General features: G+C 47.6%; 14 protein-coding genes. 7 read left to right on the plus strand and 7 right to left on the minus strand.

Going from position 1 to position 20701, the window contains the following annotated elements; all coding sequences use genetic code 11:
- Positions 1 to 2 precede the first annotated feature (2 nt).
- The 5 genes from JHJ32_RS15725 to JHJ32_RS15745 all read right to left on the minus strand — a co-directional run bounded on the left by JHJ32_RS15725 (position 3) and on the right by JHJ32_RS15745 (position 10699).
- A complete protein-coding gene (locus JHJ32_RS15725) occupies positions 3 to 1490 on the minus strand; it encodes a RagB/SusD family nutrient uptake outer membrane protein (RefSeq protein ID WP_200121588.1) in 1488 nt (495 codons plus the stop codon).
- Positions 1491 to 1508: 18 nt separating this feature from the next.
- Positions 1509 to 4583 (minus strand): SusC/RagA family TonB-linked outer membrane protein, encoded by a 3075-nt coding sequence (locus JHJ32_RS15730; protein ID WP_200121589.1) that lies wholly within the window; start codon positions 4581 to 4583, stop codon positions 1509 to 1511.
- Positions 4584 to 5627: 1044 nt separating this feature from the next.
- A complete protein-coding gene (locus JHJ32_RS15735; RefSeq protein ID WP_200121590.1) occupies positions 5628 to 6149 on the minus strand; it encodes a hypothetical protein in 522 nt (173 codons plus the stop codon).
- 30 nt (positions 6150 to 6179) lie between these two features.
- On the minus strand, positions 6180 to 7631 hold the full coding sequence (locus tag JHJ32_RS15740) for a RagB/SusD family nutrient uptake outer membrane protein (protein ID WP_200121591.1): 1452 nt from the start codon (positions 7629 to 7631) through the stop codon (positions 6180 to 6182).
- A gap of 11 nt (positions 7632 to 7642) precedes the next feature.
- On the minus strand, positions 7643 to 10699 hold the full coding sequence (locus JHJ32_RS15745; RefSeq protein WP_200121592.1) for a TonB-dependent receptor: 3057 nt from the start codon (positions 10697 to 10699) through the stop codon (positions 7643 to 7645).
- A 390-nt stretch (positions 10700 to 11089) separates the two neighbouring features.
- On the opposite strand from JHJ32_RS15745, the gene JHJ32_RS15750 reads away from it, so the two are divergent.
- Positions 11090 to 11467 carry a helix-turn-helix transcriptional regulator gene (locus JHJ32_RS15750; protein WP_079718560.1) on the plus strand — a complete coding sequence of 126 codons (378 nt, stop codon included), beginning with the start codon at positions 11090 to 11092 and terminating at the stop codon, positions 11465 to 11467.
- Here JHJ32_RS15750 and serS read toward each other — a convergent pair.
- Positions 11464 to 12735 carry a serine--tRNA ligase gene (gene serS, locus JHJ32_RS15755; protein ID WP_200121593.1) on the minus strand — a complete coding sequence of 424 codons (1272 nt, stop codon included), beginning with the start codon at positions 12733 to 12735 and terminating at the stop codon, positions 11464 to 11466. The two genes, JHJ32_RS15750 and serS, sit on opposite strands and share 4 nt — an antisense overlap.
- A 202-nt stretch (positions 12736 to 12937) precedes the next feature.
- On the opposite strand from serS, the gene rsmI reads away from it, so the two are divergent.
- Genes rsmI through JHJ32_RS15775 form a run of 4 tightly spaced genes read left to right on the plus strand, consistent with a single transcriptional unit; the run spans position 12938 to position 16403 of the window.
- Positions 12938 to 13603 carry a 16S rRNA (cytidine(1402)-2'-O)-methyltransferase gene (gene rsmI, locus JHJ32_RS15760; RefSeq protein ID WP_200121594.1) on the plus strand — a complete coding sequence of 222 codons (666 nt, stop codon included), beginning with the start codon at positions 12938 to 12940 and terminating at the stop codon, positions 13601 to 13603.
- Between the two features lie 24 nt (positions 13604 to 13627).
- Positions 13628 to 14188, plus strand: coding sequence for a PH domain-containing protein (locus JHJ32_RS15765; RefSeq protein ID WP_079718562.1), 561 nt, complete (start codon positions 13628 to 13630; stop codon positions 14186 to 14188).
- Positions 14189 to 14190: 2 nt separating this feature from the next.
- On the plus strand, positions 14191 to 15810 hold the full coding sequence (gene lnt / locus JHJ32_RS15770; RefSeq protein ID WP_200121595.1) for an apolipoprotein N-acyltransferase: 1620 nt from the start codon (positions 14191 to 14193) through the stop codon (positions 15808 to 15810).
- A gap of 2 nt (positions 15811 to 15812) precedes the next feature.
- Positions 15813 to 16403 (plus strand): riboflavin synthase, encoded by a 591-nt coding sequence (locus tag JHJ32_RS15775; RefSeq protein WP_079718564.1) that lies wholly within the window; start codon positions 15813 to 15815, stop codon positions 16401 to 16403.
- 16 nt (positions 16404 to 16419) lie between these two features.
- On the opposite strand, the gene JHJ32_RS15780 is transcribed toward JHJ32_RS15775, so the two are convergent.
- Positions 16420 to 17259 carry a mechanosensitive ion channel family protein gene (locus tag JHJ32_RS15780; protein ID WP_079718590.1) on the minus strand — a complete coding sequence of 280 codons (840 nt, stop codon included), beginning with the start codon at positions 17257 to 17259 and terminating at the stop codon, positions 16420 to 16422.
- Positions 17260 to 17362: 103 nt separating this feature from the next.
- On the opposite strand from JHJ32_RS15780, the gene xerD reads away from it, so the two are divergent.
- On the plus strand, positions 17363 to 18256 hold the full coding sequence (gene xerD, locus JHJ32_RS15785) for a site-specific tyrosine recombinase XerD (RefSeq protein ID WP_200121643.1): 894 nt from the start codon (positions 17363 to 17365) through the stop codon (positions 18254 to 18256).
- 86 nt (positions 18257 to 18342) lie between these two features.
- A complete protein-coding gene (locus JHJ32_RS15790; protein WP_200121596.1) occupies positions 18343 to 20670 on the plus strand; it encodes a TonB-dependent receptor domain-containing protein in 2328 nt (775 codons plus the stop codon).
- Positions 20671 to 20701: the final 31 nt, after the last annotated feature.

Genomic DNA, 20701 nt, shown 5'->3' on the forward strand with positions numbered 1-20701 from the left:
TACTATCTCCACCCACCATTTGAAGTACCGATACCATCGGCGGCAGCGACTGTTCCAAATGTATAGAACTCTGTTAACCCTAAATTCTGGAGTAATGCACCCGGCAATGGCAAATGCAAGGGGGTACCAATTTGTAAAAGGTCTAACTTTCTCATTTGAAAAAACTGTACCCCAAAGCCGGTCGTGTGAAGCTCTACATGTCTTTCATGGTGAATCGCTTCAATAATATCATCAAAGTCAGCAGCTACGGGATCCAAGTTACCCCTCGTAACACGGGTACCTGCATTGATAATAGCAGCTGCGCCTGCTAGATCGCCTAAATAGGCCCTCGCCTCCGCTCTCAGCATATCGTTCTCGGCTAACGCCACGGTTGGTTTCGATCCGATATTCGGCTGAAAAACGGCATCGTACCTTTTTAACCTATAGCAACTGAAGTGATAATACCCTCGGTCAGCAATAAAATCATTGGATGGCATATATTGAAAATCTGTCTTTAAACGGTTATCCAAAGCGGTTGCAGGTTCAGGGGGAGTTGGGAAATCACCGCGGTCTTCCCAATAAGCAGGCAAAGACGGCTCCATCATGTTAACCACGTACATATCGGTCCTTCCCCAACCAACGCGTCTTAGATAGTCTCCTGAATTAAAGTACCATCTGGTTGTACCGTCTTGCAAGACAAGCCAATCAGCAGTAATACCGTTGTCCGCGTAAGCACGTACTCGAGCCCAATCCACGTCAACAACGGCTGCGTTGTTTCTTGGAAGATAGGAAAGGATACGGGCCGCAGATGTATTAATGATTTTTCTAAAATCAGCACTGCTTATATCGGCAGGTGCGCCTAACCAGCTTGCAGGAATGGTGAAAGATTCATTGGATAACGCCAACGCTTCTTCCAAATAAGCGATAGCGGCCGATGCAACTTCCTCATAGGGAACAGCAGTCTCAAGTGCAGCATCAACTGTTTTGGTCTCATCAACGATATGGGCCCTGTCAAATACCAGTGCTAAATTTCCATAGGCAAGACCTAAGGTAAATTTGGCAAAAGCCCGTGTACGGTTGTTATCGGCTCCGTTAGCGCCAATCTGAACCCCTCCATCAATGGCTCTCAACACGTTCGAAGCCGTGCCGATAGCCGAGTACCATCGATTATAAGAGTTGTTCGTCTGACCGCTATTAGCATAGGTGGGAGAATTGTCCCAAGCGAAATTCCGAGGCTCCCAAGACATGTCCCGCATACCGAAGTTACCAAATGAACAGGTCACATTATCTGCTGCCGTTGCTAACATTGGTTGTACGCCGTTCGTGTTATTTTCTCCAATAAAGACTGCATTGTAGAGACCCGAGGCCACATTTTCCACGTCAGGGCCCGTAGCATATACTCTTGCAAAATCCGGGTTATTTTCATTTGGAATGTCCAAGATGTTGTCTTCGCAACCGACTAGGCCCGCAGAAACAAAAGAGAAAAGAAGTAATCTATGTAATTTTTTCATGTTTTTATTTTTTTTATTTTACAAATTGAACCCGAGAGAGAACGCAAGGTTGCGATAGATAGGGTTGGTTCCAATCCCGTCAAGAGGTTGTCTCAAGGTACCTACTTCTGGATCATAGCCCGAATAATTTGTAAATGTAAATAGGTTTCGACCTACGGCTTTGAAAGTAAGCCCCTTAACGGTGCCATTCAAAAAACCGCTAAGCGCTTTTGCAGGAATGGTATATCCGATTGCCACTTCCCTCAGCTTTAAATACGAGGCGTCTTCCACCCAGTAAGCATTGGCATTATTGCCATCGTACATTCCAACGGTCCAGTAGGAGGCCGCTTTCTTTTGACCATCCGGCACGTTGGTCATATCCTGCCGCTGACTGACATTGTTGAACGCCATACGCTGCTCATTACTGTTGTATACGTCGCCTCCATTTTTCCAGTCGAGCAACACATAGAGCGTAACCCCTTTGTAATTAAACGTATTGGCAATACCCATGTTAAACTTGGCGTTTCCATCCCCTATTTTGCCCAGCCAAGGCGCACCGTTTTCGGTGTAGACAACCGGTCGTTCAGTTGTCGTGCCTTCCGTTCCCGCAAGGATCACGTAGCCTTCACTATTCACCGTATAATCAGAAATACTCGCTCCTGCTGGAAGCTGTCTCGCCATTTCGTCTAAGGTTCTTACCATCCTGCGACCATAAATAGCACCGTAAGTCTCCCCTTCCGCAATACGGAATGCATTCACATCGCCATTAACCGCATTTAACCAATATGCAGGAATCGGTAATTCGGTGATTTGTTGGCGAATTCTGGAAAACACAATGTTAGAGCTCCAGGAAAAGTCATTCTTTCTCAACCAGTTGGCCCCCAACATCAACTCTAACGTATTCGATTCGACGGTACCGGCATTTTGCCGCTGACTGGTAAATCCATCGTTTAAGAAGCCAATAAGTGGAACATTAAGAAACTGATCCGTGGTTTTCGAGCGCGCATACACGCCTTCAAACGTAAATTTTTTAAGGAAATCAACATTTAAACCGAATTCGAGTTCTGCAGTTTGGGAGGGTCTCAACTCCGTGTTACCTTTTTGGCTCGCAGTTGCCACCCCCGAAGACAGGGTATATACTTCATATTGCCAAGCGAATTCAGGGCGTATTCCGGCAGTACCGTAAGCCGCCCTTACTTTCAATTCGTCTATGCCCCGAATATTTACATCCTGAGATATCCGATAAGCTCCTGATATCCTGTAGTACGGATTCCAGCGCGCATCGGGACCAAACAACGAAGATCCGTCATAACGGAACATACCGTCCAACAAATACCGGTCTTTGTAATCCAGCCCTACAATAGCAAAATAGTTTTGCGCCCTTTCTTTCTCTTTGCTGGAGGCGGCACTATTGATGGCGGTGAAATTGTTAAATGCCTCTATATCGGTCACTATAAATGCGGAAGCCTGTGTATTTGTTCGTTCATAGTTGCGGTTTTCGTATAAGTACGACAACTTGGAATTGACCCTCAAATCGCCAAACTGCTTACTCAGGTTAAGCGTGATTTGTGTGTTGTAAGTAGCGAATTCCTCACTCTCATGTTGAAGCGAACCATTTGTGTAAGCAGTAGCCGCAGCGTTCCATGTATCTTTGGGATTAATCACTTCCCTTCTGTAATTTTCAATTTCCAGGGTTTGGCTGACATCGAGGTTAGCCCATTCTGTGAACTTGACATTGGCTGAATAGTTACCCATCCAGCGGCGGGTATTCCTATTATCGCGCTGTTTATATAAAGGGTACAGTGGGTTGGTTACCTCTGAATTAAAGTGATTCACTCTTATATTATAGGGCTGACCATCTGAATTAGGGGCAAACAAATCGATATCTTTCTCCATACGGGCCACATTATAGAATATACCTGACGGTTGCTCTACCTTCCTATTTATAAACAAGTTTGTGGCACTTACAGTTAACCAGGGGGCTAGTTCTTGGTCGATATTGAAACGGTAATTTTGTCTTTCATACCCATCGCGGTGCGCCACCACCCCTTGTTGAACATTATTTTCAAAAGATAAATAAATGTTATTTTTCTCAGACCGATTAGATACACCAATAAAGTTAGTCAGCGTATTGCCTGTCTGAAACACATCTGCCGGATTAAAACGATATACACCATACGGGTTATCCATATAACCGTCATCATCGATTATCCTGGATCCCGAAATGCCAGCGTTATACCCGCCTGTATAACCGTCTGGAAAAGTAACACCAGCATATTTGGTATACTGGCCTCGGTATTGTTCCCAATCATCAGCAAGTTTATACATGTGTGATTCTGAAGTTTCCATGTAACGCTGAAGATTTTGAAAGCCTACTTCATTTCGAACGGTAACCTGTGTCTGTCCTAAAGCACCACTTTTACCTCTTTTGGTAGTAATAGAGATAACGCCGCTTCCCGCACGTGAACCATAAAGAGCCGAAGCAGCGGCACCTTTTATGACTTCCATAGATTCCACATCGTCCACGTTGATATCGGCAAGGCTACCCTGCATGATGATACCATCAATCAAAATAAGCGGGGAGGCACTGACGCCCAATACATTATCCCCCCTAAGCAGGATGTCTGCCTGTTGACCGGGGGCGCCCCCTACCGAAGATGTCCTCAAGCCTGCTACTTTTCCCGTCAACGCAGAAGAAAGCGAAGTAGCAGGTACCGCGTTAAGTTGAGCTTCCCCAATCTTGGTTACTGACACAGTCATTTTCCTTTTGTCGGTAGCCCCTGCTACCCCGGATACAATCACTTCGTCCAATTGCTGTGCGTCAGTAAGCATGGAGACATCCACTAACGAACTTTCACCGACCGTGATGCGCTGTTCCGCGTGACCGAGATAGGTAAAAATCAGTACATCTCCAGTATTTGCCACGATAGTATATCGGCCGCTGTCGTCGGTAGACGTCGATGTGGGAGCCCCCACTACGCGAACGCTGACACCGCTCAGCGGCGAATTGCTCTCGGCGCTGACGACAGTACCGCTGATCCTTTTGTCTTGTGCATACGCCGATCCGATCAGCAATATACCCAACATGAAAAACCCAAGTAATTTTTGTTGCATGTGTTTTTGATTTGGTTAATGAATAATGAACGACTACTACTATCCGAAAAAACGGATCCCTTTACGGATATATATATCCGATATTGTCAGCCAGGCACACAAATTACTCGTATGCGGCACTATACGTTTGTTTCCATCACTAAATAGAAACCCCGCTCACAATACTTCTTCGTACTTAATTCTTAAGGTCGATTAGACGGGCAACAAGCTTGCTTCTACTTAATGCCGTTGCTTGACTCAATGGTTTAGAATAACTTTAGTAAGTTTTTTTCAATTACGTGTTGTTTTGTTTTAAAAAATATGTATTTGTTTGAGATAATCACACTAATTAGCAATAATTAAATACAATAACCTCAATATATAAAGACAAAAAGATTAAAAACAACCAATTATATTTTCAAATGTAAATCAATTGCAATAAATAACAAAATAAAATTAAATAATTACAAATAAAATACAAAAATTATAATATAATACTAAAAATTAATCGCATTTATATAAAAAATTAAATAAAACAATGCTTTTTTTAATGAAAATACCAAGATAATAGCAAAAAAATAAGAAAAAAAAGCAATTAAACATTCGTTTTTTTTCAAAAAAAAGCAAAACGACCAAGAAAATAACCAAAACATCAATAAAATTGACACGGCTGCTGCGTCATCAACGATGAAATATCAGCACATTACACGCAAGGCCGTTATACAACGGATTTCCGGTACACTCCGTACATTTATCCTCATCTATACAAATAACAGAGACGGAATAACAACCGTTAATCACACGGTTTCAATGGCTGTATACGGATAGTAGATAATGTTGTTTAGTTCAGCGATGCGGTTAGAACCGACGCTCCTCAAACCCAAAACTGCATTTGGGCAAATCTGTATTATTCGCTCGCTGTAGCTAAAAAAAAGGGGCTGGGAGCCCCTTTTTAGCGATAGAATTGTTTTGAGTTCACAAACACATAATACAAGCGGACAATTCTGGGAAACCGCTGGTATGTCGTTATAGAGCTATGTTAGTCAAATACCGTGGGACTAGCAACTAAGGCCTCAGATAAGTTGTAAACGTGCTGTAATTCTCGCTTACTCCTACTTCGTTATGCCCCAATAACCTAAGCGTTAATGAGCGGGTTTCCCCTGCATCCAAACTGCCAGGAGTAGGATTTATCAGGATATATGTACTGGAAGTACCAGCGGGTAAAACAATAGTTCTCGTGCCAGCATTAACAAAGTCGTAATGAGTACCCTCTATGGCCGTACTACTTTCGTCAATAGTATATTCAATATCAATGTCACGGCTCAACTGAGGACCAACCAGCTGAACCAATATTGAATCGGTGCCGCGATTATCCACCGAAATATACCTGCTAGTCAGCGTTTGTGCTGTACCCGTTCCACTCGGGAATACACCCACGGGGGTATAAGCGGTATTTCTTCCCAACAAATGGTTTTTAAATTCGACAACTGTTGGTCCGGCATAAATTATTTCTCGTTCGTCCATGCAAGCTACGCAGGCTACAGACGCTAAGAATACAAAGCAAAAATATATACTTATCTTTTTCATGTTCGTTCGTTTCAAATTACTATATGCAGATTAATACCCAGGGTTCTGAGGCAAATCCGGATTTAACAGAATTTGCGAATTTGGAATTCCAGCAAGCATGCGATGATGATCATGGGCCAGAAAACCTACACCACCGATTACAGCTGCAGATTTTGTCACACCATTCCCCCAACGCTTGAGATCAAAGAAGCGGACTCCCTCGAAATGAAGCTCCCGATTACGTTCATCTTTGATATAATCGACAATCCGAACATCTGTCGGCACGACATCCACGGATGCATTCCGCGCCATCCTTAATTGCACAATCAGTTCCGCAGCGGCACTGTATTGACCCAACGCAGCTAACGCCTCGGCCTTCATGAGCAATACATCGCTGTAGCGTACAATAATCAAATGGTCTGCATACAATCCTGCCGCACCATTGTATTTGTTAGACCAATAATACTGCGGATGCCGATCGTCTACATAAATGAGTCCCAAGCGGCTGTCTCCCTCCTCGAACGAATTGTATAACTCCGGGCTGATCGTCTGCCCGCCAAACGTAGAAATGCCGTTCCAAAGCGGGGCATGCGTATAGGAGTATAGCGAGTTATTTGATCCAAGGGATTGAGTGCTCCAATCCATCCACAGTTGGGTGAAAGCCTCGGGGTTCATTTCCGAGGTAAAGGCAGCGACAATATCATCGGTCAACGTCGCCGAACTGTTTGCAAATGCCGCGTCGAAATCATCAATGGCCTGCTGATACCTCTCCCAATACAGGTAAAGTGTACCCCTAAGTGCGTAAGCAGTGCCCAATGTAAAATAACGGACAGGATTGCTGGGAGTTGATGCGTTGGCGAAAAGGGAAATTGCTTCGGTCAGATCGCTCTCAATCTGCGTATAGGTATCGATAATCGACGACCGGCTCATCGGTTGGGCATCAGCAAAACTACCTGTGGGAGTCAACCTCAAAACAGCCGATCTATCAAAACCAGCCCCCGCACCAGTGGTAGGAATTTTATTGGGCTCGTAGCCGTACACGCGGGCAAGATTGAAATAAGTGAGTGCACGTATCGTATAAGCCTGCGCCAGAATACTGTTTCGCGTAGGCTCCTGAGATGGCGTGACAGGTAAGCCCGGTGTCTTATCCAGCACCTCGTTCACATCATTAATGACGTTATAGCTCTGTGCCCAAATATTGTAATGCGCTCCCTGATCATTCCGATTAACGGTATTCCACCGTTGGCCAGCCAAATCCGCATCGGTCACAATGTTATCCGCGAGCGCATCCCCCATGAGCTTCAAATCTCGTCCGTAGAGTTGACCGTCACCTCCCCTAATCAACCTATTGTATGCAGAATTCAATACAGACTGTGCTGCATCAATGTCAGTGAATACGGCACTGGCAGAGAGATTGTTTTGCGGATCTACTTCAATCAAGCTTTCACACGAGGAAAATACAATCCCAAAAACCGCTAGATATATTAAAGTTCTCTTTTTCATATGTCGCCAATTTAAAATGTGATGTTTGCCCCAAAAGTAAATGTGCGTGGGTGGGGATAAACGTTCATGCTATTATTCGTTGCAGTGTTTTCCGGGTCTTCGCCGGTATATTTCGTGATAGTCCAAAGATTCATCCCTTGAGCAAACAAACGGACGCTCTGGATACCGGTACCGGACAGCACCGAAGACGGCAAACTGTAACCAAATGTCAATTGCTTTAAGCGGATATACGAAGCGTCCTGCAGCCACCGCGATGAAAAGGTCGTAATGGCTACGCTTCCGGGCTCAGCACCGTTATAAAATGGTCGAGGCACACCAGTAATGTCACCAGGCTGGGACCAAGCGTCATACAACTGGCTTTTCAGTTGATTGTACCCGTATGCGCCGGATAATTCCAGCGGGTAATTCATATCCGTCCACGCCATATTCCCATACTGATACTGGAATAGCACGTCGAGAGAAAACCCTTTATAACTAAATGTATTGGTCCAACCGCCGAAGAAATCAGGGTCGTAACTTCCGTATGCACGACGGTCATCTGCTGAAATTGGGGAATACGTGATATTTCCATTGATGTCGTAATACATTGCCCTGCCGTCAGCAGGATTCACACCCGCCCAGGGAATGGTATACACTTGATTCAGTTTCTTTCCTACTGTGTACCGTCCGTCATTGATCTGCGGGTTTCCGTCACGATCCAACGCCGCATCCTCATTTAATTCAAGGAGTTTGTTATCTATAAGGGCTATATTGAATGATGAAGTCCATTTAAAACCGCCGGCATCAACAGGCACACCCCCCAATTCCAAATCAATCCCCTCCATTCTAGCCCGCCCCGCATTGACCGTGATACTGCCGTACCCAGAATCTTGGGGAATTTGTTGAGATAGCAACATTTGGTTGCGGTGGTTGCGGTAGATATCAAACGAACCAAAAAGCCGATTACGGAATAGCCCGAAGTCCAAACCCAGATTGATGGACTCTACCTCCTCCCAGGTCAGATCAGCAATTCCAATTTGGTCAGGACGCAAAGTAGGCTGCCCATTGTAAGCAGCGCCAGCACCTGGTGAACTAAATAGGGTCATGGCCGCGAAATTGCCAATACCGCTTTGATCCCCTGTTACGCCGTAGCTTGCCCGTAACTTTAATTCGTTCACAAACCGTACGTCAGACAGGAAATTCTCCTCAGAAAGTCTCCAACCCCCGGACAACCCGTAGAATAAACCAAACTTGTTATCTGCGCCAAACCGCGAGGAACCGTCATAACGTACGTTGCCCGAAAGCAGATATTTGCCCTGATAGTCATAATTCACATTTCCGATTACACTAGCCAACTTGAATCCAGTGAATGTCGAACCATAGCCCGTATTCGTGGAAGCTTGGCTGATCAAGCGCAACATAGTATTTGGAAAGCCCTGGGCAGATGCGCTTAACACCCTTTGCGTATAATCACGATATTCCACCCCTGCCATTGCGCTGAAGTTATGATCTGCCCCGAACACCGTATTGTAGTTTGCCGTCAAACTCGTGTTCCAGTTCAATGTCCGATAATAGTTTTCTGCCCCAGTACCACCGGTACCGGCGTACGCGGGAATACTTGAAGGCCGATAATTGAAGTTCCGCGCATCAGTAAAATCAACACCCCCATAAGCCCGGACACGCAACCCTGGAATAATGTCATAGTTCAGTGCAATTGTACTAATTGTTCCATAAGTATTCGTTTCTCGATCTTCTTCATGCAGCACTTGCACAATATTATAACCGTAACCATTAATCAGGTCGTTGTTCCATCCACCTTCTTCGTCATAGATCGGATTAAGTGTCGGCACCAACAAGGCTCCTGTAAAGGGTGTATTGGTGTAAAACCCATTTCCATGAGCAGGGCCTCGGGAAATTGTATTGTGAAGGTTTATGCGAGTCTCAATCGAAAACTTATCTGACGCACGATGCTCCAAGTTCGCTCGAAGGTTTCCTCGTGTAAAATCTGACCCGATATTCGTTCCTTCAGTTTTATTATACCCACCGCCGATAAAAAAGCTTGTTTTTTCACTGCCTCCTGAAAAAGAGATGTTATATTGCCCCATGTTGCCCTTCCGAAATACGGCATCATACCAGTTTATATTTGGAATACTTGCGGGATCTGGGTTGTTCGGAGATCCGTAAAGCCTATTGTTCCATGCACGTGTACCATTTTCGCCATTCCCAGACACTACTAGGTATTGGTTATAGTATGCTTGCCGGTATATCTCATAATACTCTGGACCTGTGGCTAAATCATAGGGATTTGGATTTTCCTGGAAACCCTGCTGAATATCCACTTTAATAACAGTCCTTCCAGCTTTACCCTTTTTGGTGGTGACAAGCACTACCCCGTTAGCGGCCTGCGCACCGTAAATCGAAGCTGTTGCAGCATCCTTCAGGACCTGGATAGATTCGATATCCTCCTGATTAATAAATGAAAATAGATTTTGAGTGGTTTGGGTTGACAATCCCCCCGGATTCATCTGCACACCATCGATGATATACAAGGGTTGCGCACTTCCATTTACCGAAACAGCACCACGGATATTAACATTCAACCCGCCCCCTGGTTGCCCTCCATTAGACGTGACCTGAACGCCGCCCAACCGGCCCTGCATTGCCCTGTCAAAAGACTGCGTCGGCAGGTTTTCAATTTCTCCGCCCGACAAGACCGATACCGACCCTGTCAAACTTTGCTTTTTCAACTCCTGACCATAACCGGTAACAATCACTTCTGTTAATACAGAAGCGTCTTCTGATAACCTGACATTAATTACGTCGCCTGAGCCTATAGGCACCTCCTGCTCGGCATAACCGATTGAACGAAAAATCAATGCTGTAGCCCCACTTGGAATAGCAATCGAGTAATTGCCCTCCACATCGGTTTGGACGCCAATTTGTACATCCTTTACAATGACCGAAACACCTGGAATTGGGCTTCCGTCGTCAGCTGAGGTCACTGAACCGCTGATTCTTCTGTCTTGGGCGTATAATGCTCCACCGAACAGTGTCGCCAACATAAAGAAACATAGTAATTTTTGTTTCATTTGTTAATGGATTTGATTAATTAATAAAATAAACAGCTTACTTATCCAGAAATCGGATTTCTTATTATCTTAGGCTTTGATTACTATGAGCAATTCGATAATATGTTTGTGTTAGATTTAGAGGCACATGACGGTTCAGCCGTTGACTAAACGACTTGGCTAATCAAAAGTTTCACGAGCAGCAAATGATTTTCAAGTAACTTTTTTACATAAGCAACATAATTAATGATTAATAAATTCAAAACATCAACACACCCAAGCGTAATGTCAATTAATATATGCCAAATGTAAATTAATTATTTACAAAAAGCAAAATAATGCGACATTTTTATTAAAAAAGACATCGTTTTGTCAATATATAATTAACAAAAAGCAAGATATTTTTGCGGCATGGCCAAAATAAACACAAAAACACTGGGGGAGATCATCAAAGAGACGATGAAAGAGCGGGGAATCAAGGGATCGGTTGTGGCCAGAAAGATGAACGTGTCAAGGCAAACGATCAATCAAATCGATCTGCGCAAAAAATTTGACATCGAGTTTCTCCAGAGCTTCAAGGAAGCCTCCGGGCTGGATTTTACTAAGCATGCCTTTGATGACGTGATGGATAAGATGCCGGAGGAGCAAAAGGTCAAATACTTGGGTCAGCAACCCAAAATAACTGTCAACATCAGCATCTCTGCCAATAAAGAAAGCCTTGAAAACCTGCCCACCTTTATCAAACAAGTAGAAGACCTTGGAAAACGCTACGGGTTTGAACTTGTTTAATCAATCCACTCAAATCCGGTATAAGGCACCAACACTTCCGGTATTTTAATCCCCCTGTCCGTTTGGTTGTCTTCCAAAATACACGCCAATATACGGGGTAAGGCCAATGCACTGCCATTAAGCGTATGCGCCAATTGCATTTTACCGTTTTCACCCTTGAAGCGTACTTTCAGCCGATTGCTTTGGTAGGTTTCGAAGTTGGAAACGGAAGACACCTCCAACCAGCGCTTTTGGGCTGCGCTCCATACTTCCATATCATAGGTAAGTGCAGACGTGAAGCCCATATCCCCGCCGCAAAGGCGCAATACCCGATACGGGAGGTTCAGCGCTTGTAGCAGCGACTGCACATACGTGCTCATGGTTTCCAGCACCTCGTACGATGTATCGGGATGCACGAGCTGTACGACCTCCACCTTATCAAATTGGTGCAGGCGGTTCAATCCGCGCACATGCGCACCATATGATCCGGCTTCCCGCCGGAAACAGGGAGTATAGGCCGTGAGTTTTATGGGAAAATCGGTTTCCTTCACTATGGTATCACGGTAAAGGTTTGTCAACGGTACTTCGGCGGTAGGGATCAGGTAAAGATTGTCGATACCGACGTGGTACATCTGCCCTTCTTTGTCGGGCAACTGGCCCGTACCAAACCCGGAAGCTTCATTGATTAAAATCGGCGGCTGTACTTCCCGGTATCCAGCTTTTTCGGCCTGGTCAAGGAAGAAATTAATCATCGCACGCTGCAGACGGGCACCTTTGCCTTTATACACCGGGAAGCCAGACCCCGAGACTTTGGTACCGAGTTCGAAATCGATGATATCGTATTTTGTGGCAAGTTCCCAGTGCGGCAGGGCATTGTCCGGTAATTCAGGACGGTGGCCGTGCTCCAGCACCACCTCGTTGTCTTCCGCTCCGGCACCTCTGGGCACGGTGTGGTGCGGCAGGTTAGGCAGGAGTACCAGCTTTTCGTAAAGGTCGGCCTCAACTAACGCTTGCTCATCGGCCAGCTTTTTCTGCTGTTCCTTATACCCGCCGGAGCGTGCTTTGATAGCTTCCGCTTCGTCGCGTTTCCCTTGGCGCATCAACTCGCCGATTTGCCGTGCCGCAGCATTAGCTTCCGCTGCAAGGGCATCAGATTCGGTCTGGATTTCCCTGCGCCGTTCATCCAGCGCAATCACTTCATCCACCAGTTCCAATGCTTTGAAATTCCGGATAGCCAGGCGTTCAATCACCTGATCGCGGTTTTCACGAATATAATTAACTTGCAACATACGCTAAAATAGTTATTGATTCATTCATATTGTTCTTTAACGGCGTCAATGCGATCGCTTCGCTAAGTTTGTTTTCTAATGGCGATAAGACCGCCATGATCTTCGGCCTTCAAGGGCATGCAAGCTCGGCTTGACTATTCTTTGTTTGATTTTTGCAAATCATGACGGTTTCGCTTATTTTGCAGCGGCAAAAATAATAAAAATGCTTTACCTCGTCCCCACTCCTATCGGTAATCTTGAAGATATGACTTTACGGGCCATACGTATCTTGAAAGATGCCGATATCATCCTCGCGGAAGACACCCGCACCAGCGCGCCACTGCTCAAGCATTTCGGCATCGAAAAAAAAGCATATGCCCACCATCAGCACAATGAGCATAAGGCTGTCAACGAGGTGATCCGCTTCTTAAGGGAAGGCCAAAACGTGGCGCTGATTTCTGATGCCGGTACGCCTGCGATATCTGACCCTGGTTTCTTACTGGTGCGTGAGGCTATTAAATCGGGGATTGCTGTACAGTGTCTACCGGGTGCTACGGCCTTTGTACCGGCTTTAGTGGCGTCCGGCTTGCCTTGCGACCGCTTTTGTTTCGAGGGATTCCTGCCGGTGAAAAAAGGCCGCCAAACCCGGCTGAAGGCGTTGGCAGGCGAAAGCCGTACCATGATCTTCTATGAATCGCCCCATCGGCTACTCAAAACGCTCCAGGAGTTTGCCGATGTATTCGGACCAGAAAGGCCGGCTTCCATATCACGTGAAATCAGCAAGGTCTACGAAGAAACGGTCCGGGGAACGTTCGCCGAGTTAATCAGCCACTTCCAAACGCATACGCTAAAAGGCGAATTTGTGGTATGTGTGCAGGGATTTGCTTAGATCTTTAGTATCTTAGCATCGCAAATGAACATTGACCGATATATCAACGACGGGCAGGATCCCAAAGTTGCCGAAAAACTGTTACTTAAATTGCAGGACATGCTCACTGCAGGCGAGCATATCCACTATATCGCTGTACAGAAAATGCCGGCCGTGACCTTGTTTCCGGACAGCATAGCGGTGACGGACAGGCGCATTTTTTTCTGTAAATCCACCAAGCTGGGCTTGGCCACCGATTTTGAAATCTTCCAGTGGAATCATGTCCTGGACCTCTCCTTTAAAGAAGGTGTCTTAGGAGCTAAGGTCATCGTCAAACGCTCAGCAGGCGAAGAACCTTACGTGATGGGATACATTCCCAAAAATCAGGCGCGCAAACTCTACCAATGGGGCAACGAGGCGCTTGAAAAACAACGTCGGCTGGAAAAGCAGGCCGACGAAGAACCTACATTGAAAATCATGCCTGTAAACGAACAGGAAGACGAGCTTACGCTAAAACTCAAAAAGCTGAAATCGCTATTTGAGCGGCAATTGATCACGCAAGCGGAATACGAAACCAAAAAAAACGAACTGTTATCCCAACTCTGACTGTGAAAAAGAATTACTTGCTTGCCCTCCTGAGTGCCTTCCTATTATGGCTGGCTTGGCCCCCAGTCCCCTACACCGCTCCACTCCTCTGGGTGGCTTTTGTGCCCATCTTGCTGGCGCTGGAATCGGTGATGCGGAGCAATTACCGAAAAAAGGGAGCCAAGGTGTTTCTGCTTGCAGGGCTCATGGGCCTGGTATGGAACACGGCTTCCATCTATTGGGTATTCAACGCCATGAATGCCGTAATGCCAATATATGCGGCAATGTTTGTCGCACTAATCCCCTTTGGGTTGGCCGCCGTGTTGATGGCGTTCGCCTTTCGCCTATATTACCAGCTGAGGAAACGCTACGCCATCGGGTGGTCCTTAGCCGGATTGGCTTGCTTTTGGATAGCCTATGAATACCTGCATCAAACGTGGGATCTCGCCTTTCCGTGGATGACCTTGGGCAACGGATTTGCCAACACCCACCAACTTGTGCAATGGTACGAATATACTGGCGTATATGGCGGTACCGTATGGATTTTAGCCGTCAATATCGCGCTTTTTCTGGCGATATTGTCCGCCCGTGATGGGTTTGCACCGGTGCGCCGCTATAGCTTGCTGGCAACAGCGGGTACCCTAATTATCCTTCCATCTGCGTGGTCACTATGGCGTTATTCCACGTACGAAGAACGCGAAAACCCCTCGAATATCGTAGTCGTCCAGCCCAATATCGATCCATACGGCAAATTTGGTCCCATTCCACCGGCCGAACAAATTGAAAACCTAATCCGCCTCTCGGAGTCCGTAGCCCAGCCGAATACCGAATTTTTTATATGGCCCGAAACGGCCATCGCAGCCCCAGACGGTTATAATGAAGAAGAGTTCCTCCGACATCCTTTCTTCCTCCGTATACAAGACTTTCTCACCCACTATAAGAATGGAAACCTGCTATCTGGCATCGAGAGCTATTTGATATACAGCGGTCCGGAAACACCTACCGCGCGTGAATTCAGCGGTATATATTACGATGCGTTCAACGCTGCGATATTGGTCGAAAACTCGGCGAAATTACAGTATTACCACAAGTCTAAGCTGGTACCCGGTGTGGAGCAGACTCCATTCGGCGGTGCGCTGGCGTTCATGAAGCCGCTCTTCAAGGCGTTTGGCGGCACCACCGGCGGATATGGCCGCCAAGACAAACCCTCCGTTTTTTATTCACAAAGTGGTATTGGCGCGGCTCCGGTCATCTGCTACGAATCGATATGGGGAGACTATGTCGCACAATACATCGAACAAGGCGCGCAGTTCATTGCGGTGATTACAAACGATGGCTGGTGGGGCGATACATCTGGCAAAGACCAGCACCTGGCTTATGCCAAACTGCGTGCCATCGAAACCCGGCGATGGGTAGCCCGATCGGCCAACACGGGCATTTCGGCATTCATCAATCAACGCGGCGATGTGGTGCAAAGAACGGAATGGTGGGTACCCGCCGCCCTCAAACAGGACATCAACCTCAACGAGGAGATCACATATTACGTGAAGGCAGGGGATTACCTCGCCTACGCCGGATGCGCAGGCAGCCTGGTATTTGCCTTATTGGCCTTGTCTACACGTTGGAAACGTCGTAATCAATAATTATGTTCACAGGCATCATCGAAACTATCGGTACCGTAACCCACCTTCGGCAAGAAGCAGGAAACCTGCATATTACCGTTGCTTCCTCTCTATCTGACGAATTAAAAATCGATCAGAGCGTATCGCACAACGGCGTGTGCCTGACGGTAGTGGGGCTGTCGCCGGGCGAGCATACCGTCACAGCGATTGCCGAGACGCTGTCGAAAAGCAACCTCGGCACGCTGCGGGTAGGCAGCCTGGTCAACCTTGAGCGCTGCACCCGGGTGGGCGACCGATTGGACGGCCATATCGTGCAGGGACACGTCGACCAGACCGCGCAGTGCCTCGCCGTGGAAGAACAACAAGGCAGCTGGCGCTATACATTCCGGTATAATGATGCGTCCGGCAACATTACCGTGGAAAAAGGCTCCATCACCGTCAATGGGATCAGCCTCACAGTCGTCGATTCCGAGCGCGACCAGTTTTCAGTCGCCATCATTCCTTACACCTACGAACACACCAACCTTAAACAGGTCAACGCAGGCGATACCGTCAACCTTGAATTTGATATTATCGGTAAGTACGTGGCACGTATGATGGAACTGCGGCGTTAACGGCAACAGGTCTACATTACCCGGCTTTTCCGGCATCGGGCATATGGACGATCCGCATTTCCTGTTGCGGATACGGTATGGTGATGTTATTGGCGTCTAACGCCAACTTGATGTTTTCGAAATTAGCGTAATACGCATCCCAATAGCTGTCTTTGGGCGCCCAGGCCCTGATAATCAAGTTTACCGAACTATCGGCCAGTTCGCCGACATGTACTTCCGGTTTTGGTGTTTTTAATATTCGCTTGTCTTCGGCCAGCACGTTTAGAATGACCGCACGTGCTTCTTTAATGTTCGACTCGTAGGAAATGCCTATTCGGTATTCGATGCGTCGCTGCGAAATACTGGAATAATTGGTAACGACCGAATTAGCCAAGGGGCCGTTGGGCACAAACACGGCTATGCCCTCGGCCGTACGCAACGTCGTATAAAGAATGTCTATCCGTTCTACGGTGCCGGATGCCCCCGTTGCGCTGCTTACATAATCACCTACCCGAAAAGGGCGGAAAAGCAAAATCAGCATTCCGCCGGCGAAATTCGAGAGACTCCCCTGCAGGGCTAAGCCGATGGAAAGGCTAGCCGCCCCTAATACCGCGATAAACGAGGTTGTTTGTATGCCTATCATCGAAGCAACCGACAGGATAAGCATGATGTACAGCGCAATTTTCACGATGCTGGCCACAAAATCCCGCAGCGACAAATCCACATTACGCCGCTCAAACCGCCGACGCATAATCGTCAGTATCAACCGAATAAGCCAGCTACCGACAATTAATAACACGACGGCAAGCAACAAACTCGGCACTTTGGCTAATACCGCTTCGGTAATGCGCTCTAATGCCAGCTCAATCTTTTCCATAGTTTGTAAAATTAACAATTCGGAATGAATTTGCATATCATTGTGTTTTTCCCGAAATTTGTTTAAACCGGCTACGAAAATGGGTACGGCCGGACAGGTGACCATGGATTGGAAGCACGCCATCAACGATTTCAAGCACTACCTTCAATTGGAGCGGGCCGTATCGGCCAACACCGTGGAAGCCTACCTCAATGACGTGACCAAGCTGTGTCAGTTTGCCGAACCGCGGGGTATTCTGCCCGATGCGGTCACCGCAAGCCAACTGCAGGATTTCTTAGCATGGATTAACGGCTTCGGGCTGTCTGCCTATAGTCAGGCGCGCATCCTGTCGGGCATCAAGACATTTTACCTGTTTATGAGCCTCGAATACGGACTAATCGAAAATCCCACCGCCTTGATTCAGGCTCCGCGGCTTGGACGCAAGATCCCCGATGTACTCAACATCGTGGAAATAGACCGCCTCATCGCCGCTATCGATCTATCCACGCCTGAAGGCATACGCAACAAGGCCATGCTTGAAGTGTTATATGGCTGCGGTTTGCGGGTCAGCGAATTGGTCGGACTGAAGCTATCCAACCTATTCCTCGACATCGAATTTATCAAGGTCACGGGCAAGGGAAACAAGGAACGCCTCGTCCCCATTGGCAGCCAAGCCATCAAACACCTCCGCATCTACGTAGAAGAAGTACGTATCCACCAAAAAATAAAGGCGGAATGTGCCGACTTTGTGTTCCTTAACCGACGTGGATCGCCGCTTACCCGCGTAATGGTATTCCTCATTATTAAAGAACTGGCCAACGCCACCGGACTGAAAAAGAAAATCAGCCCCCACACCTTCCGCCACTCCTTCGCCAGTCACCTGGTCGAGGGAGGTGCTGATTTGCGAGCCGTCCAGGAAATGTTGGGCCACGAAAGCATCACCACAACCGAAATCTATACACATGTCGACCGCGATTACCTGTATTCCGTCATCACGCAATACCACCCACGTTCGTAACATCGACTACTAATGAAATTTTGTTGCATTTAATTTATGTATTAAAGCACCGATGTCGTAATTTTGAGCCGACTATTGCAACACAGATGCAAATAAAAAAAGTACTTGCTACATTTCTGGCTTCGTTATTATTCTTGACGACGGTTTATGCACAAACGGCGAATTGTACGTTGACCATCAGGGGTAGGGTCATCGACAGCGATACGCAGCTTCCATTATCCGGAGTTACGATACGTGTTAGCCCCGGCGAATACCAAGTCATCTCGGATGGCCATGGTTATTTCCGGCTGTCGCAACTCTGCAAGGGTACACCGTATGTGCTGACTGCCACAAGTATCGGCTTCGATAGCCTATCCATCAGCCTTCCGCTCGACCACGACGAAATCGTCACCATTGCGCTACACCACGGCCATATCCACTTACATGACGTCGACGTGGTAGGCCATCAGCAGACCATTGCCACGACAAACCGTGTAACAACAACGTCCCGGGAGCAGGTTGCGCAGGTACAGGGTAAGACATTGGCCGATATCTTTAGCACGCTGCCCGGCGTAAGCATGCTACAGACCGGCACGACCATTGCCAAACCGGTCATTAATGGTATGCATAGCAACCGCATTCTCATCCTGAATAATGGTATCCGGCAAGAGGGGCAGCAGTGGGGCAGTGAGCATGCTCCGGAAATCGATCCGTTCATTGCCAAGGATTTTAAGCTGATAAAGGGCGCGGAAGGCGTACGCTACGGCGCTGATGCGATTGGTGGTGTCATCATCACATCCCCGCCGCCCTTACCGATCGATCCCCACCTATCAGGCGAACTGAACGCTATATACCAGACCAACGGACGGGGAGGCGTAATATCCGGCATGCTGCAGTCCGGCGTCAACGGCATTAGCGGCTTGGCCTGGCGTGTACAGGGCACGGCCAAAAGAAGCGGCAACGTGCGCACGGCCGATTACCACCTAGGAAATACCGGGGTCGCTGAATACAATGCTTCGGCAGCGGTGCGTTACAACCATACCAGTTCGGCCTTCGAAGCGTATTACAGCCGTTTCCAGACGTCGCTGGGCATTTTCACGGGAGCCCATGTTGGCACCATCGCAGATATACAAGCCCGCGTAGAAGCCGGCGAACCGTTCGAACGCTATCCGTTTACATATGCCATCAATGCACCAAGGCAACGTGTCACCCATGACTTGGGTAAGCTCAAATGGCACCGCGACCACGCCGGCGGCGGAAGCCTGGATATCCAATATGGTATTCAGCGTAACCACCGCCAGGAGTACGATATCCGACGCGCAGGCCGCGACGCTTTGCCCATGCTCGATATGGTGCTCACCACGCAGACGCTGGACGCGACCTATCAGACACCTCTGTATGGCAAATGGCGGACACAGGCGGGCACAAACCTCACATTACAGGTAAACAACAATGTCCCCGGTACGCTAAACACGCCACTCATCCCCAATTATGATAGTTTCACCGCTGGAGCCTTCGCCATCCAACGGTTCATTGAAAACAACCATGAGTGGGAATTGGGCATCCGCTATGACTTCAGGGCATTCGATGCCGCAGGATTTGACCGGAACCAAAACCTTTATGGAGGCCAGCGCGACTTCCATAACGTCAGCGGATCGTTCGGTGGCATCTGGCGTCCCAACGCGGCTTGGCAATTGCGCAGCAACATCGGCCTGGCCTGGCGGGCACCCAACGCAAATGAATTATACAGCAATGGCTTGCATCATGGTGCGGCCTTATACGAAATCGGAGATGCCCAGCTGGAAAGCGAGCACGGCTATAAATGGGTGATAAGCCCTTCGTACGTGCAGGGCCGGGTGAGCGTCGATCTCGACTTCTATGCACAATACGTACAGCATTACATCTACGCACAGCCTTCGCCCGGCGAGTTTATTCAAACCATCCGGGGTACATTCCCCGTATTCAGGTACAGGCAGACCGACGCGACATTTTTCGGCGCCGACCTTTCCGTGACGTACGAGCTGCCTTACAGTTTGGATTACCAGCTTAATGCTTCGCTCATCCGCGCACGCGATAGCCGGAATGATGTATTCCTGCCTTATATCCCCGCAGACCGGCTTAACCACCGCGTGCGGTGGCAGATTCCGTTAATGAATAAGGTTGCCAGTGATACCTACGTTACCCTTGAACACCGATGGGTGTTTGAGCAGAAACGGTATGAGCCTGACTCGGACTACGCACCGCCACCGCCCGCCTACCATTTGTTCGCGCTATATGCAGGCAGCAAACTTGCTGTGGGCAGCCACCAACTGGATGTCGGGATCTCGCTCAATAATGCGTTCAATACGGCATACCGCGAATATATGAATAGATTCCGCTATTACAGCCACAATTTAGGCCGTGAAGTCGGTATCCGGTTATCGTATTCTTTTTGAGCCACACGCTTTCAATACCACGTTAAATAAC

This window comes from Parapedobacter sp. ISTM3, assembly GCF_016533505.1.
GTDB classification, from domain to species: domain Bacteria; phylum Bacteroidota; class Bacteroidia; order Sphingobacteriales; family Sphingobacteriaceae; genus Parapedobacter; species Parapedobacter luteus.

What these genes read in the sequence shown, in the direction of transcription:
- JHJ32_RS15725 (WP_200121588.1), bottom strand. Translation starts at nt 1,490, where the DNA reads ATGAAAAAATTACATAGATTACTTCTTTTCTCTTTTGTTTCTGCGGGC.
- JHJ32_RS15730 (WP_200121589.1), bottom strand. Translation starts at nt 4,583, where the DNA reads ATGCAACAAAAATTACTTGGGTTTTTCATGTTGGGTATATTGCTGATC.
- JHJ32_RS15735 (WP_200121590.1), bottom strand. Translation starts at nt 6,149, where the DNA reads ATGAAAAAGATAAGTATATATTTTTGCTTTGTATTCTTAGCGTCTGTA.
- JHJ32_RS15740 (WP_200121591.1), bottom strand. Translation starts at nt 7,631, where the DNA reads ATGAAAAAGAGAACTTTAATATATCTAGCGGTTTTTGGGATTGTATTT.
- JHJ32_RS15745 (WP_200121592.1), bottom strand. Translation starts at nt 10,699, where the DNA reads ATGAAACAAAAATTACTATGTTTCTTTATGTTGGCGACACTGTTCGGT.
- JHJ32_RS15750 (WP_079718560.1), top strand. Translation starts at nt 11,090, where the DNA reads ATGGCCAAAATAAACACAAAAACACTGGGGGAGATCATCAAAGAGACG.
- serS (WP_200121593.1), bottom strand. Translation starts at nt 12,735, where the DNA reads ATGTTGCAAGTTAATTATATTCGTGAAAACCGCGATCAGGTGATTGAA.
- rsmI (WP_200121594.1), top strand. Translation starts at nt 12,938, where the DNA reads ATGCTTTACCTCGTCCCCACTCCTATCGGTAATCTTGAAGATATGACT.
- JHJ32_RS15765 (WP_079718562.1), top strand. Translation starts at nt 13,628, where the DNA reads ATGAACATTGACCGATATATCAACGACGGGCAGGATCCCAAAGTTGCC.
- JHJ32_RS15775 (WP_079718564.1), top strand. Translation starts at nt 15,813, where the DNA reads ATGTTCACAGGCATCATCGAAACTATCGGTACCGTAACCCACCTTCGG.
- JHJ32_RS15780 (WP_079718590.1), bottom strand. Translation starts at nt 17,259, where the DNA reads ATGGAAAAGATTGAGCTGGCATTAGAGCGCATTACCGAAGCGGTATTA.
- xerD (WP_200121643.1), top strand. Translation starts at nt 17,363, where the DNA reads ATGGATTGGAAGCACGCCATCAACGATTTCAAGCACTACCTTCAATTG.
- JHJ32_RS15790 (WP_200121596.1), top strand. Translation starts at nt 18,343, where the DNA reads ATGCAAATAAAAAAAGTACTTGCTACATTTCTGGCTTCGTTATTATTC.